Here is a 15,586-nt window from a genome sequence, read left to right on the forward strand (position 1 = left end):
AGCCCCTGCCGTTTCCCGGCAGGGGCGTGGTGGCTTCGCTCCAAAAAGAGCAAAATATGAATAGAATTATTCGTCAAAGGGAACCCTAGTCTCCCCCTCTTATATCTATCAATTGTATACTGACACTATTTCATTTCATCAACGGCAGTCTTACCGGCAATTCGTCCGAAGGTAAATATATCAGTCAGGGCATTACCACCAAGGCGGTTACCTGCATGGATCCCTCCTGCAACTTCTCCAGCGGCATAAAGATGGGCAATTGGCTGACCGTTTTCATCTAATACATGGGTTTTAGTGTCTATCTTAAGGCCGCCCATAGTATGATGAACTGCCGGCTTTCTAGGAGTAGCATAAAATGGAGCTTTCTCTACTTTTAAGCTAAATGTATCCTTATGGAACTCAGGATCAAAGCCCTTATCTACATATGAATTATATTTATCAACGGTATCTCTAAGAATCTTAGGCTCCATACCGATTTTTACTGCTAGATCTTCTATGGTATCGGCTCTAAATAGTGTGCCAGCTTCTACCTGACGTTCTAGCTTTTCTTGACTTGTATTCGCTGCGGTTTTCTTTATCTCATCATCAGCTATAAGGTAGAATAACCCCCCTTGCTCAATAGCAGCTTTTGTTAAAACATCTCGTCCGGAAAATTCATTGACAAAGCGTTCGCCCTTTTTGTTGACTATTACAAAATTTTCAGGAGGTACCTGAATGCCACTGAATAGCTCACCGGTTTCAGGATCAGCAACAGGCATCATCTGCGTAAATCCCATTCCTGTAAGGGCAGCTCCCACGCTTTTACCAAGCAATATCCCATCACCAGTCATAGCGTAGGAATTGGTGGTTCTTATATCATCATCAATATGACTCCAGTAGGTGTTATACTCCTTGAGCATCTTCGTATTTGCACCAAAACCGCCACTTGCCAGTACAACTGCTTTAGCATGAACCGTTATCTTTTGACCATTGACACCGGTTGCTATCACTCCCGCTATCTCGCCCTCCTCTATGATGAATTCCTTTACAGGGCTGTCTGTAATAATCTTTCCGGAGTGCTCCTCTACAAATTTACTGAGTGAAAGTATAAATGCGGAACCATAGCTTTTGACAGGCTTATGACCTCGACGCCAAAGTGCGCCAACGGGAGCAAACACAATGCTTTTATCATACTCAACACCGATCTCCTCCAGCCATTTAACACTTTCTAAGGCTCTGTCTGTCAGTATTTTTACCAGGTCGTATTGTCCGTATATACTGTTGCCATTAAGGTCAGTTCGTTTACCCCCGAAATAAGTTTGCATTCTGTGAAGAAGCGGGGAATCAAATAAATAGGCCATTTGTGTGCCAAACTTTTCCTGATAGGCTGAAAACTCTTCCTTAAGTGCATGGAAATCATCTAAATATTCTGGATGTATCAAGCTCTCATCCGAACTTAATAAATTCTCAATAGTATGTCTTTCTCCTGGATTCTCATCAAACTGTTGCTGCCATACGGGATCTGCAGCATTGACAGGACCACCTGAACGTATCGTATTCCCACCCACTGCAGGGTATTTCTCAAGAACAATAGTACTTGCCCCATTCTGTAAAGCTGTAGCAGCAGCGCTAAGTCCGGCACCGCCTCCGCCCACAACTACTACATCACAAGTGTATTCTTCGTCTTCTCTGATTCGGCTACTGGCAGGTTTTGGACGTCTTTTAAGTATATCAGGGTTAACTCCAGCAAGCTTAACAGCTTTGGCTACACCATCTATTACACCGTTACTTGTTTCAGAAGCACCTGAGAGAGCATCAACATTCAGTGTCTGTCCTTCGATAATTTTATTTGGAATTCTTACAAAGACCACATCGGCAAGTCCTTCTGTTTCCCCCTTCGTATCTATATTTATACTTTCTATTCTATTTTCACTAAAGGATACTTTCATCGGAAGGTTTCCACTGTGACCTATTGCATTCACCTCGTACACACCAGGCTTAAAGTTAAATTCCTCTTCCTCGTTGAGCTGATTTGCAATTTTAGCAAAGCGTAAGAAGCGCAGGAAGCATATCTCTAAGAAATCTATTGTTCCTTCATTGCTAAGATTACCCGAGTCGTCAAACGCCTTATTTGCACTCCCAAGCAAAAACTCATACCCTGGCATTACATTAGCTTCTACCCCTGGTGCATCTAAAATTTGACGAAGATGTAGCTGCGCACGGGAGGAACCCTGGGTACCAAGCGAAGCTCCAACTATCATCACTGGTTTGCCAGCAAGTGGGTGAAGCTCAAAGCTTAGCCATTCAAGCAGGCTTTTAAGAGCCGAGGGGATTGAATGGTTGTACTCAGGAGTAGCCATAATTACGCCATCACTTGCAATAATCTTCTCATTAAACGTTTGTATTACTTTACTGTAGGACTGGTTATCTGATTGATTAAACATGGGGACATCTGTAATTTCAAGTATTTCAATTTCTGCCCTTGACTCAAAATGTTTTTTCATAAACTGAAGAAGCTTGCGGTTATAAGATTTTTTTGCATTTGTCCCAACAATCGCTATGAGTTTCATTGATATTAGCCCCCCTACTCTCGCCAAGAGAATTTTTTAGCTTTTTTGTTCAACATCTTTTTTTCCAGAAGTTCCTTAGTAATCTCTGTAAACAAAACAAATTCCCTGAAGATTTCATCAAGCTCCAATAGCTTGTCTTGGTAGATGAGATTACCTGCGCTATCAAATGCACCCTGTGATTTTCCTAAAAGAAACTCACTGCTTGGCATTAGTCTGGCAGCAAGCTCAGGTGAATCAAGAATTTGTCTAAGATGCGCTTGTGCCCTAGAAGAACCAAGTGCTCCATGAGAGGCACCAACTATTAAAACAGGCTTGTCTGTAATTGACTGACTCGTGTAACTAATCCATTCAAGTACACTTTTTAAAACTGCAGGTATGGCATGATCATACTCCGGGGTTGCTATAATTACTCCATCAGCTTTGAAAATTTTATCAGATAATTCTGCTACCTTCTCGGGAATATCAGAATCCTCTACTTCATAGAAGGCAGGTAAATCCCTAATTTCATATAGTTCAATCCCCGCCTCACTAGAAAAATGCTTTTGCATAAATTGAAGCAGCATGCGATTAGTTGACACATCTGAATTAGTGCCTACGATTGCTAAATAATTCATGGTAATCCCCTTTCTGTGCTTTAAAATTTCGCAATGATGTGAGTAACTATCAGACATTTTTCTCTATGTATAATTTAACATGTCAAAGATATACCTATCTAATAGTTATTTATTGAAGTTTGATAACTAATTTGTTATAATCAAGCACAATCTAAGTATGTTATTTTTTTCACAAAGTGGTGATGATAATGTCAAAATTAAACTCTAAAGATATCCTGTATTATATTGATACCCTTTTAAAATACAGCAATTTTAGCAAGGCTGCCAAAGCACTTTATATTTCTCAGCCTTATTTGACGCAGGTTATAAAAAAAGTCGAAAGTCAGCTGAACTGTGAACTAATAACTCGCAGCAAGCTGCCATACAGGTTAACCGAGCAGGGGAAGATATACTACGAGTATTTAACTTCACTGGAAAATAGCTATGAAAAGCTTCTTAGGGAGATATCAGATGTGTCGGATACAGACAGTAAGGTCATAAAGATAGGAGTGCTTCCTAGCCTTGGAACCTACCTTTTACCTCTTTTTTTACCAAATTTTTTGAACATCTATCCTAATTGCAAAATAGAACTTTCAGAGGATTTACCTGAAAAGAATGAGAAACTCATGCAAAACAATGAGTTGGATTTTTGGATTGGGCAAAATTCGAGAAATATTTCTCCAAACTTAAACTCGGTTAGCTGGGGCAGGCAAAGTTACCGGGCCGTTATTCCGTGCAGCTGTGAGTTATACCAGAAGAATGTAGCGATCATTCCAGAAGGAACTATTGACATAACTAAAATTTTGAGTCAAAAGCTGATACTGACTTCCAAAGGCTCTGCTATCAGAAAACAGATAGATCAACTGTTAAATGTCTATAAGATACAACCTAAAATCATTATGGAAAGCAACGAAATACACACTGTACTTGAGCTTGCAAAGCATAATTTGGGTCTGACCTTCGTGCCAGAAAGTATCTATATCGAGGAGTGCCCCTCTGAATACAATATATATCAAATTCCCGTAGATAAGATGAGTTTGGATTATTTTATAGCCTATCGTGGTGAAAGAACACTAACTAGTGTTGATAATGACCTGATAGATACCTTCCTAACTCATGGACAAAAATGTGCGATATAGGAGGCTGTAATGAATAAGTATACAAAGGTTATACATCTCATGGGAACAAAAATATCCCTCTATATAAAGGGGGCAGATACTGAAAAGCTCGTCCAGGAAGCAGAGAATATGCTGTTACGTTATGAAGCAGTCTTTAGTGCCAATAGTGATAACTCACAGCTTGCGATGCTAAAAAAAGCAGCTGCATTAAGCCCGCAAAAGGTGGACGAGGAGCTGTATGAACTCATAAAAACAGGAAAAGAACACAGTCTAGGTGAACATTCATATTTAAATATTGCGATAGGTCCATTAATTAAATTGTGGAGAATTGGTTTCCGCGAGGCACATGTTCCAGAAGATGAGGATATCAAGACGGTGCTGGAGCTCTTAAATCCTGAAAATATACAACTTGATGATGAGCAAAAAACCATCTATTTTTTTAAAAAAGGGATGGAGATAGACCTTGGGGCTATCGCTAAAGGTTATTTTGCTGATAAAGTTATGGAATTATTTAAGGAAAATGGAGCTAGCTCAGCTATGGTAGATATGGGAGGCAATGTTCTTGTTTATGGAGATCCACCCTCTGGAGGGAGTGACTGGAAAGTTGGAATACAGAATCCGTTTTTGCCAAGAGGAAATGCGGCAGCACTCGTCAGAATAAGGGATCAATCCGTTGTTACATCAGGAATATATGAGAGAGTTTTAGAGAAGGGGGGTAATAAGTACCATCATATATTTAACAGCAGAACAGGCTATCCAATAGAAAATAATGTCGCTTCTTTAACTATTATTGCCGACAGGTCGCTGGACTGCGATATATATACTACAGAATTGTTTGGGTTAGATGCTGCTTCAATTATCCATAAAGTTAATAGAATTAAGGATATGGAAGCTGCCGTAATAACTATGGATGGAAAACTGGCCTACACAGATAATCTTAGAGGAAGAATAGATCCAGTAGGCGGCGATTCTTAAGCTCATTCAGCACGCTCAGCCAGAACCTGGAGGACTCATCTTCACCAATCCACATGCCCAGCACGTCTTTATTTCCGTCCAGATCAATGCCAATGTGGGTATCCATTTCGGCTCCCAGCTTCAAAAGGATTGATATAAAAATCTTTCCATTTCTAACCTTTATCCCTTATCACTTCGCACCACCTCAAGTTAATAATATTTTGATAATGAAAAATATCATCTTTTATTATAATAATACAATCTAAAGGTGTTTATTTTAATATATTACATCTTCAGTTCATCACTTTAAGAATATATGATTCTCCTGATCCAGAATATACACTCCCCCCCTTGTTCACCTAGTCAAGCCCCCGATCGTTCGAATCTTATTGTGGAAATGGAGCTTTTTCACACCATCCGTGGCATTCATAGAACGCTAAGAAGAAACGGAAGCCATCCCAATCGAGACGGCTTCCGTTTCTCCGAAAGTTTTAAAACTAATGTATAGCGTAAATCACACGATCTGGAACACCGGGCGATCAGCAATAAAATGTACAGGCAGACCCGGATACTGGAGCGCCAGTTGCTCTGCCAAGTACTTCATCCCGGGAGCCTCGCTCTCGGCATGGCCGAGCATGATCAATGCCTTGTTCCGGCCTTGATGCACCGCATCTCGCACATACTCCGGCGTTTCCCATTCCGGTCCCTCTCCGGCAATAATGAGATCGAGATCGGCGTCCTGGAAGAACGGAATCGCTACTCCTCCGCCTCCCCTGTAGCCCACTAGAATTCCCACCCGCATGCATGGCATGGACAGCTTTCCTGCAACACGCACATAAGGAATTTGCAGCTTCTTTTTCAAATACCCGGCTATTTCTCCGACCTCCATCACCGGAAGTGTCAGGATGGAACCTTCGCTCTGATGCTCAGTGACATAATTCTGCCACTCCAGCTCCCGAAGCAGCCCTTCTATCACACCATCCGGCTTGAAGCGGTGCAAGTAGTCATGGAAACGATAAATGCCGATCCCGGAAGAAGTGATCAGGCTGTTTTTTTGCATAAATACAGGGTCGTTCTCTCTCCAGGGAAATTGGTCCTGATGGCTGAAGTAGATGCCTTCATGGGTAATGATCAGGTTCGCCCCCAAATCAATCGCTTGTTCTATCACATACTGGGAGGCGGAAAATGCGGTCACAATGCCGCTGACCTCGCGGTCCCCATTTCCCGGCTCCAGCTTATCCACCGTATGGTCGGGGGCGTCTATTCCGGCCGTCAGTCCGGCAATAATCTCTCCGAAGGATATGCCCATACTGGCAGGAATCTGTTTTTTGCTTACCAGCACTTGTTGATCTTCTCTCATGCGCTAAGTCCCCTCTTCAGTAAATCGTCCGCTGATGATGATCTTGAATACCGCTCTTACGATAGAAATAGGTATTGATTTTGTCTCTCCATTCCTTGGCATGCTCAGCCTGTTCTGCCAGCCGCTCCTCTACCTGGGTGTAGAGAGCTTCTTCCATTTTCCCTTTAAGACGGGCCCATAGGGTGAGCAGTTCAGCCGCACGCTCCGCACCTTCGAAATGAGTATCATATATATGCTGAATGACGGTTGACCCGGAATGCAGTACATGGGTATACGGAACATGATGGAAGAACAGCAGGAGCTCATCGGGACAATCCGCCAGAGACTCGTAGCGTTCGGCATTCTTGCCAATATATTGGGCGCTGTAGCCTGTTCCGGTCCGTACGGTCCGGTCTACGCCAATGCCCAGGTTGTCGGCAAAATGGTAGGTTCCCCAAGGCGAATACTCGTAGCCATCGACATTCGGCCCATAGTGATGATCGGGATTAACCATCCAGCCTACACCCAGCGGTGCGGTATAGGATTCATAAATGCTCCAGGAATCGAGCAATATCCGGGTAACTGTATCCAGCACCGCCGGATCTGCGCCAAAGGTGAGCCGGACCCATTCCTCTGCGATTGCCTCGGAGGAGAGCTCCGGATTCCAGGCCAGCCGTCCATAGCCGTATAGATTGGCCTGCGCCAGCAAATGCCCGGTCCAGTTCATGTCGTCCCCGACATTAGAGACGGCAGCCATGCCGCTGTATGAATTCCCCCAGAGCGAGCCGTCCACTACATGTTTAACGGGCGCATGCTCTCCTTGGGCATACGTATTGAACTCCATTACCTCTTTCCATTGCGGAACAAGGTAACAGACATGGCGCTGCTGCCCGGTATACTCCTGGGCAATCTGAAATTCGATCAGATGATTCGTCTGCTGAAGCGCCCCGAAGAGCGGTGATACAGGCTCTCTGACCTGAAAATCCATCGGCCCGTTCTTGATCTGCAGAATAACATTGTCCTTGAATCTGCCGTCAAGCGGCTTGAAATGATCGTAGGCCGCTCTGGCCCGGTCGGTCTTGCGGTCACGCCAATCCTGCTTGCAGTTGTAGACGAAGCAGCGCCAGATTACAAGTCCGCCGAACTGTTCAAGCGCTTCGGCCAGCATATTGGCGCCATCCGCATGGTCGCGTCCATAGGTGAACGGCCCCGGACGGTTCTCCGAATCGGCCTTAACCACAAATCCGCCAAAATCGGGAATCGCTGCATAGATTTCAGCGGCTTTGCCGCGCCACCATTCGCGTACTTCAGGGGCCAGAGGATCGGCCGTATTCAGCTCACCGCTCTGCAGCGGGCTGGCAAAGTTGATGCTGAGGAACAGCCGGATGCCGTAAACTCTGAAAATATCAGCGATTCTCGCAACATAGGGCAGATAGATTGGCGAAATGAACAACGTTTCCTGCTCATGCACATTAACGTTGTTGATTGCAATGGCATTGATACCGACCGAAGACATCAATACCGCATAATCACGGATGCGCTCCAGGTTGTCCACAAACTGGTTGTTGTTATAAAAGAAGGATTTCCCCGCATATCCCCGCTCAACGCTTCCGTCAAAGTTGTCCCAATGGTTGATCATGCGAAGCTTGTTAACCGGATTTACTACCTCGTCAAGCGCTTCAATTCCTGAAGCTGTGCCGATCAAACGAAGCAGATGGAATACACCGTACAGCACTCCTGCGGGCGAAGCTGCCCCTATAGCAATGCAATGATGTGCTGCACTTGTACGTATGGCATAACCTTCCGGCCCTACAGAACGGACCGTCTGTTCATCGAATACCTGATCAACAAGCGTATTTCCGCCCTGGAAGGTCCCTATGGCAACACAGGGTCCAACCGCTACAGCGCTGCTGGCAACCTCAATGCCCAGCATAGATGCAATACCGCGTTTGTATTCCTGCGCCGCCGCCCCGATGGTGTCATTCTCTTCGGCAACGTATAGCGCTTTGCACCATTGCAGGTCCCCGGCTTTTTGCCCCGGCGGCTGGGTAGGATAGCTTAGCCAAGCTTCATAACCGCTTTTCATCTGAAATCTCCTCCATCTTTCACAATAATTGATTATGCTTCAACCGTGAGGTTGTCTTATCTGGTCAGTGACCGGTTGCCCGTTCCTTCGTACAGCCATAAGATTGCAGTTACTCCCCGCGGATAATATTTGCTGCCGCCGATTAGACCGGACAGGATTTGATCGCTCCAGCACCAGTAAGACAGCTCGGGATGCAGCAGCCAGCTCACATGAGCCGCATCGGCAGCCGCTCCGGCTTCATCCCACGGCAGCTGCAGGATTTCCCTTGCTATAAACTGCGACAGGTAAATTTTGCTCAGCCATGAGTTGTTGCTGGTGGAGGACAGCTTCCAGCCGCCGTCATCGAACAGGCATTTTCCCGGAACCAGAGCCGTATTCAAATGAGTTCGGAGCGCTTGCAGGTAGTTTGCAAACCGCCCTTCTGGAGCAAGCGCAGCCTCACAGCCCGTGAACAACGGGAAGATCAGCCCTTCAATTGCCGGGATAATGCAGGATTGATTATTTTCGTTGATAATGGCCGGAATATAGCCCTCACTGTTCATGTGAGCTGTAATGGAATTGGCGCATTTCTCAGCCTGCAGCCCGGCGGAAGCAGCTTTTTCTGCATAATCTTCCTGCTTGAAGAATTTCTCCAGCGCCACATAGGCAGCCCAGCACTTGCCGGCCATATAAATATTGTTGCGGGATTGGCCAAGCGACGCGTCCAGACTGTCATAGGTACTAATTTCTGCGCCGCCCTGGGTACGTGTGCTGTCAAGGCCCATAAGACCATTGCGCTTGCTCGGAACAGGATGATCACGGTTAAGCATGCTTTCATAACAAGCCAAAAGGGTTGGCAGCATACGCTCCACGAAATCGCGGTCTTTGGTTTGCTCAATGTACACCAATGCGGTACACAGCCAGTTCACCAATTCCTCATGGCTCATGTAGGAGAAGCAGTCGTCCAGCCCGGCTTTCTCGTAAGCGGAATATTGCGGACGGGAGAAATGATTGGCAACTCCCACATCATGGGTAAAGGTGATTCCTCCCGGATGCTCCTCCGTTTCACCCGGAAAAACAACCGTGTCCTCATAGCTGTAGCGGGAGGTGAACAATTCCAGCTCATTGCGTACCGTCCACGGGTTCATCGCCAGCTCGAAGAATAGCTGATCCACGGTCAAATCAAGGGTATTCATCATCCGGTATTCGCCCTCATTGACAATCCAGATGTCCTTCCCGTCAGCATCGAGATACTGTGTGCTTCCGTAGTAGCTGTGAATCGCATGGGCGAGCATGAAGATCTGATCCTCCGAAAGCTTAGCCGATTCAATCCATTGGCTTGCGGATACGCAAGACTCGATAAGCTTATCTATATTGTTCAAGGCATAGTCCGCTACGGCATCAATATTTTTAAAGAATCGGGTGTATGCGTAGGACGCATCAATTCCTGTCGTCACCAGACCTCCACGGTAGAAGCAGACAGCAAAACGGTAGGTACGCTGCTCGCCTGGAGGGACATCCATCAGGATGGCTCCGGTTCCGCCCAGCCCAAAGGCCAGATTGTGCTCCAGCTTCTCTTCAAGGATTTTCTCCATCGTGAACCCGAGCGCCGTTTGAACCTCCTCATTCTTGCAGGCGATAGAGGTCAGTCTTCCTTGACCAATACCGTTAAACTTCCCTTCGCTTGTATCGCTAAGTCTGCGCATGGAGCTGTATGGATCTCCGCCTTCATATCCAAAAAAGCCTTTTCTTGAACGCGCACCCTTACGGTTATCCAGCGTCAATTCGGCAAAAACAGCAGGAATGATGGCGGCTTTCAGCTCCACCGCATCTGCATTCGCCGGATCTGGCACGGAGCGGACTGGTGAATAAATACGGAATGTTAAATCTCCCGCCTGCCAGGTATCCGTCGCTGCTTCTAATTTTCTGGTAATTTGCGCATCATCAAACGCTTTCAAAACAACCGGAGAAGCTTGATACCATCCGCTCGGCTTGTCGCGGTCCGTTCCATTCGGCGAGGCCGGGAATACCTGCTGCATTTCATTGCCGGTCTCCTCCAGCTTCTCGATATCATATCTGTTGCTGGCATCTGCCACCTCTTCAAAAAACGGCAATGCTTCATATTTGTCCCCGTTGATGGACTGAAATCCAATGTATACATTCTGATCCGCCGGTTTTCCCAGCTCCAGCCCCAGACCGCCATTTTTCCCTTTAAATCCTAAAGTAAAGCTGGCAAAAGCGCCTATCGGGGAGTGCTGCACATTATAAAACAAATTTTTATTTGCCATAATAACTCCTTTCACAAACACATCGTGATTTGTTTTCCAGTAGCTCAACACCATCCTAGCATGCCTTGGTTAGCGAAGCCCATTTCCAAATCCAGCAGAAATTTACCCAAATCAAGCTGAAGCCTGATATACTGCAAGTGGAGACGGCTTCACCGTCCTCCAGGAAAAAGGAGCTTTCGTTGCTCCAGCCTGCACAACAATTGGGAGGTCAGATTATGGTTTCTTCTTTTATTACGCCTGCGCCCACGCAGAGCATCAGTGAAACGATCATCCCCGATATTAAAACAACACTCAATCTGTTCGGCATGCATATCCGTAAAGTGAGCGGCGAATGGGATTACCCCACTCATGCCCACCCGCAATACGAATTCAACTACCTGCTTGAAGGCGAGCAGTTGATTACCGTGAATCACCGCCGCTATTTGCAGCGGGCCGGAGACCTGGTGCTGCTGAGACCCGGAGAATTTCATTCCAGCAAAAGCGTCGATAACAAGCCTTTTACCTACTTCTGCATTCATTTTGATATTGATGATAAAATACTGAACTCTTTATTGAGCCGTCTGGATCATGTGCTGTTTGAGTCCGGCAGTCCAATCGCTAAGCAAATCGGGCCCGCTCTTGGCAAGCTGGTGGAGATCTCAACCAAGATTTCAGGCGATATGAGCATGCTGCAGCGCATGCGCCTGCAATCTGCAGTGTTCGATCTGCTGGGACAGCTCTGGGAAGCCTTCTCCCTGGAGGAGAATTTCTCGTCCTCCACCTATGAGAAGGTAGAACTGGCGCACCTGATCCACAATCGGCTGCAGGGGCTGGTGTATCAGCGCTTCAAACCGGACAGCATGGGCGAGAAACGCGATGGAGTCGATGATATTGCAGCCGATTTGGGGATCAGCGTATCCCACTGCAACAGAGTATTCCGGCAAGTGTACGGCATGTCGCCCAGAGTTTTTCTGTCCGAGCAGATGCTCCATGAAGCCAAGCTCCTTCTCGATGACTCGCGCTTGTCCATCAGCGATATTTCCAGCATTTTGGGATACCGGGACATCGCTCATTTCAGCCGCCAATTCAAACGCTGGTACGGGCAGTCTCCGCGTGAATACCGCAATATTACTGTTTGATATACTGGGCATACGGCTCCTGAAAATCAATCAAATTAATATCTGAGCGCAGGTGGTGATGCAGCAGCTCCTCAATTTCGTCTTTTTGTCCCTGAACGATATAGTTCAGCAGGCTCTGATGCTCATGCTGGATTTCCTTCAGCTTGTCCTTCTTAAGCATGTGCAGCTTGCGGTAGCGGATATAATGCACGTTGAACTGCTGAATCACCCCCCAAAGAAATTCCCGGCCAGCTAGAATAAACAAGGTTTTATGGAATTCGTCATCCAGCTTCAGGAAGCTTTCGGTGTTCTCCGGCTCATCTATGCAGTTCAATTGGCGGAGAAGAAGCTCATTCAGCTCATGGAGGTCCTTAAGCGGAATGCCGCGCGTCAGCTCCTTCATGATTTCTTTTTCCAGTGTATAGCGCAGGTATATGATTTGCTCCACCGACTCCAGGTCGATATAGGAAACGATGTTCCCTTTTTTAGGATAGATGTTGATGTAATCCTCCAGTGAGAGCTGCTTGAGGATGTCCCGGATTGGTGTACGGGATAACTGAAAACGCTCAGAGAGCGCAGTTTCGCTGATAATGGTCCCCGGCTTGAGCTGCAGGGATAGAATTTCATCCTTAAGCTGGTTCATTATTTCTTTTTTGAAGGCCATAGACGCTTCCTACTTTCTGTGCTTTTTTTCACACGGATTATGCATTGACAAAGCAAACCCCGTATCTTATGATCAAGCTGAAATTAATCTTGTATACAAGATTTCGAATTGTTTATTGCTTGTGAACGAAGGAACCTGTTTTCACTGCCTTTATTGTAATCCAGACATGTATATTTTGTATACATGATCTATCCAGAGGAGGAACAGACAATGAATATGACGTGGAGATGGTATGGCGAAGGGAACGATAATATTACCCTTGACCATATCCGGCAAATTCCGGGCGTAATGGGGATCGTATGGTCGCTGCATCATAAGGTGGCGGGCGAAGTGTGGGAAATGGAGGAGATTCAGAAGGTCGCGGACCAAATTACGGGCAAGGGCTTCAGCACCGCTGTTGTGGAAAGCGTTAACGTTCATGACGATATCAAAATCGGACTGCCCTCCCGCGACAAATATATCGACATCTACATCGACACCATCCGCAAGCTGGCCAAAGTCGGAGTCAAGGTTATCTGCTACAACTTTATGCCTGTCTTCGACTGGACCCGCACAGAACTGTACAAAGAGCTGCCGGACGGCTCGAACGCCCTCTTTTATGAAAAGGCTGCCATTACCGACAACCCGCGCGACATGGTCGACCGGATTCTGAAGGGTGCCGGAGAATTCACGATGCCGGGCTGGGAGCCGGAGCGGCTGGCTAAGCTGGATGAGCTGTTCGCAGCCTACGCCGATGTGACGGAAGAGAAGCTGTTCGAGAACCTGAAATATTTTCTGGAACGCATCATTCCGGTATGTGAAGAAGTCGATATTAAAATGGCTATCCACCCTGACGATCCGGCCTGGCCGATCTTTGGTCTTCCGCGCATTATCCGCAGCCGCGATACTATCCGCCGTTTCCTGGACATGGTCGACAGCCCTTACAACGGACTGACCTTCTGTACGGGTTCGCTCGGGACCAATCCTGACAACGACCTGCCGGCGATGATCCGCGAGTTCCATGACCGTATTCATTTTGCCCATATCCGCAATGTAAAAGTGTTCGAGAACGGCGACTTCATCGAGGTTTCGCACCGTGGACGGGATGGAAGTGTGGATGTGCCTGAAGTGGTCAAGGCCTACCATGAGAATGGATTTACCGGCTATGTGCGCCCGGACCACGGAAGACATTTATGGGGCGAAGAAAAGAATTGCCGCCCGGGATACGGACTGTACGACAGAGCGATGGGTATCATGTACCTTCTGGGTGTCTGGGACAGCCTGGACAATCGCAAAGGGGTGAACTAAAATGCTGCACTTGAGCAGAAGCAGTATTTCAGACAGATCAGCTTGGGAGACTGCGGGTGTAGAGCTGCCACGGTTCGATTTTGCTGCGGTGGCGGAGAATACACGGTTAAACCCGGAGTGGATTCATTTTGGCGCGGGGAATATCTTTAGAGGTTTTGTAGCGAACGCCCACCAGAAGCTGCTCGACAGCGGCAAGGCGAATACCGGCATTATTGCGGCGGAAACGTTTGATTTCGAGATGATCGACAAGGCTTATAAGCCTTACGATAGCTTAACCTTGCTTGTGCTCATGAATGCACGCGGCGAATTTATCAAGAAGGTGATCAGCAGCATTACAGAGGGAATAACCGCCGATCAGAACCGGGAAGCGGACTACACTCGTCTGATTGAAGTATTCGAGAATCCCAGCCTGCAGATGGCCAGCTTCACCATTACAGAAAAAGGCTACTCTCTCGCAGGGCCAAACGGCAAGTACCTTGGCATCGTCGAAAAAGATATTGAGAACGGGCCGGGGCGGCCGGTTCATGCGATGAGCATTGTCGCTTCTCTGGCCTACCGCCGTTACCTGAAAGGCCAATATCCAATGACCTTTGTCAGCATGGACAACTGCTCGCATAATGGCGACAAGCTGAAGAACGGCATCCTTACCATCGCCAGAGAATGGGCCGGAAAAGGCTTGGCCGAAGCCGGATTTGTGGCCTACCTTGAAGATGAGAGCAAGATCACCTTCCCGCTGACCATGATCGACAAAATTACGCCGCGCCCGTCCGAAACGGTGCAGGCGGCGCTGCTGGAGCAGGGCATTGGCGGGATGGATGTCATCGTCACCTCCAAAAACACATACACCGCTCCATTCGTAAATGCGGAAATCAGCGAATATCTCGTTATTGAGGACAAGTTCACGAACGGCCGCCCAGCGCTTGAAGGAGCCGGCATCATCTTCACGGACCGCGACACGGTCAACAAGGTGGAAACGATGAAAGTCACCACCTGCCTTAATCCGCTGCATACGGCGCTGGCTGTTTCGGGCTGTCTGCTCGGCTACACCCTGATTGCAGATGAGATGAAGGACGAGTTGCTGCGCAAGTTCGTTGAGATCATCGGCTATACGGAAGGCCTGCCGGTTGTAGTAGATCCCGGCATCCTGAGTCCGAAGCAATTTCTGGATGAGGTGCTGCAGGAACGGTTCGCCAATCCGTTCATCCCCGACACCCCGCAGCGGATCGCTACAGACACCTCGCAGAAGGTCGGCATCCGGTTCGGCGAAACGATCAAGTCGTATGTCCGCCGGGGTGATCTCGATCCGGCGCAGCTAAATGCGATTCCGCTCGCCATCGCCGTCTGGTGCCGTTACCTGCTCGGGGTGGACGATGAAGGCAAGGCCTTCGCCCCCAGCCCCGACCCGTTGCTGGAATCGCTGCAAGCCCGCCTGGAGGGAGTCTCTCTGGGGAGCGACAGGAAGAAGGCCGCAGCGGTACAATCCATTTTGAGCGATGAAGCCATATTCGGCATTGATTTATACGCAATTGGACTGGGCGATAAAATTGAAGCCATGTTCGCCGAAATGCTCGCCGGGCCAAATGCCGTACGCACCACCATGAATAAGTATGTCCACTGAGGGCATTTCACGCT

Annotated in this window: 11 protein-coding genes and 1 pseudogene; 5 read left to right on the plus strand and 7 right to left on the minus strand. The window is 47.4% G+C overall.

Going from position 1 to position 15,586, the window contains the following annotated elements; genetic code table 11:
* Positions 1 to 125: 125 nt before the first annotated feature.
* On the minus strand, positions 126 to 2,549 hold the full coding sequence (locus ACX1DY_RS11515; protein ID WP_458964341.1) for a flavocytochrome c: 2,424 nt from the start codon (positions 2,547 to 2,549) through the stop codon (positions 126 to 128).
* Positions 2,550 to 2,563: 14 nt separating this feature from the next.
* Positions 2,564 to 3,163, minus strand: a complete 600-nt coding sequence (locus ACX1DY_RS11520; protein WP_458964342.1) for an NADPH-dependent FMN reductase — start codon at positions 3,161 to 3,163, stop codon at positions 2,564 to 2,566.
* A 188-nt stretch (positions 3,164 to 3,351) separates the two neighbouring features.
* Between ACX1DY_RS11520 and ACX1DY_RS11525 the strand changes: the two genes are divergently transcribed.
* Positions 3,352 to 4,281 carry a LysR family transcriptional regulator gene (locus ACX1DY_RS11525; RefSeq protein WP_458964343.1) on the plus strand — a complete coding sequence of 310 codons (930 nt, stop codon included), beginning with the start codon at positions 3,352 to 3,354 and terminating at the stop codon, positions 4,279 to 4,281.
* A 9-nt stretch (positions 4,282 to 4,290) separates the two neighbouring features.
* Positions 4,291 to 5,235 carry an FAD:protein FMN transferase gene (locus ACX1DY_RS11530; protein ID WP_458964344.1) on the plus strand — a complete coding sequence of 315 codons (945 nt, stop codon included), beginning with the start codon at positions 4,291 to 4,293 and terminating at the stop codon, positions 5,233 to 5,235.
* On the opposite strand, the pseudogene ACX1DY_RS11535 reads toward ACX1DY_RS11530, so the two are convergent.
* The 4 genes and pseudogenes from ACX1DY_RS11535 to ACX1DY_RS11550 form a co-directional block, all read right to left on the minus strand.
* Positions 5,210 to 5,329 (minus strand): annotated as a pseudogene (locus ACX1DY_RS11535) (transposase); the annotation flags it as partial. The gene ACX1DY_RS11530 and the pseudogene ACX1DY_RS11535 sit on opposite strands and share 26 nt — an antisense overlap.
* Positions 5,330 to 5,728: 399 nt before the next feature.
* The gene (locus ACX1DY_RS11540; RefSeq protein ID WP_458964618.1) at positions 5,729 to 6,523 is read right to left on the minus strand and encodes a Nif3-like dinuclear metal center hexameric protein; all 795 of its coding nucleotides are present in this window, start codon (positions 6,521 to 6,523) and stop codon (positions 5,729 to 5,731) included.
* 67 nt (positions 6,524 to 6,590) lie between these two features.
* The gene (locus ACX1DY_RS11545) at positions 6,591 to 8,639 is read right to left on the minus strand and encodes an alpha-glucuronidase family glycosyl hydrolase (protein ID WP_458964345.1); all 2,049 of its coding nucleotides are present in this window, start codon (positions 8,637 to 8,639) and stop codon (positions 6,591 to 6,593) included.
* A 56-nt stretch (positions 8,640 to 8,695) separates the two neighbouring features.
* The gene (locus tag ACX1DY_RS11550; RefSeq protein ID WP_458964346.1) at positions 8,696 to 10,906 is read right to left on the minus strand and encodes a glycoside hydrolase family 52 protein; all 2,211 of its coding nucleotides are present in this window, start codon (positions 10,904 to 10,906) and stop codon (positions 8,696 to 8,698) included.
* A 215-nt stretch (positions 10,907 to 11,121) separates the two neighbouring features.
* Here ACX1DY_RS11550 and ACX1DY_RS11555 point away from each other — a divergent pair, with 215 nt between their 5' ends.
* Entirely contained in the window at positions 11,122 to 12,024 is a 903-nt protein-coding gene (locus tag ACX1DY_RS11555) for an AraC family transcriptional regulator (RefSeq protein ID WP_458964347.1), read from the plus strand.
* Here the strand turns inward: ACX1DY_RS11555 and ACX1DY_RS11560 are convergent.
* Positions 12,014 to 12,667, minus strand: a complete 654-nt coding sequence (locus ACX1DY_RS11560) for a GntR family transcriptional regulator (protein WP_458964348.1) — start codon at positions 12,665 to 12,667, stop codon at positions 12,014 to 12,016. The genes ACX1DY_RS11555 and ACX1DY_RS11560 overlap by 11 nt on opposite strands.
* Before the next feature lie 210 nt (positions 12,668 to 12,877).
* Between ACX1DY_RS11560 and uxuA the strand changes: the two genes are divergently transcribed.
* Positions 12,878 to 13,954 (plus strand): mannonate dehydratase, encoded by a 1,077-nt coding sequence (gene uxuA / locus ACX1DY_RS11565; RefSeq protein ID WP_458964349.1) that lies wholly within the window; start codon positions 12,878 to 12,880, stop codon positions 13,952 to 13,954.
* 1 nt (position 13,955) lies between these two features.
* A complete protein-coding gene (locus ACX1DY_RS11570; protein ID WP_458964350.1) occupies positions 13,956 to 15,572 on the plus strand; it encodes a mannitol dehydrogenase family protein in 1,617 nt (538 codons plus the stop codon).
* The last annotated feature ends 14 nt before the right edge of the window (positions 15,573 to 15,586 follow it).

It is taken from the genome of Paenibacillus sp. BAC0078 (assembly GCF_054483875.1).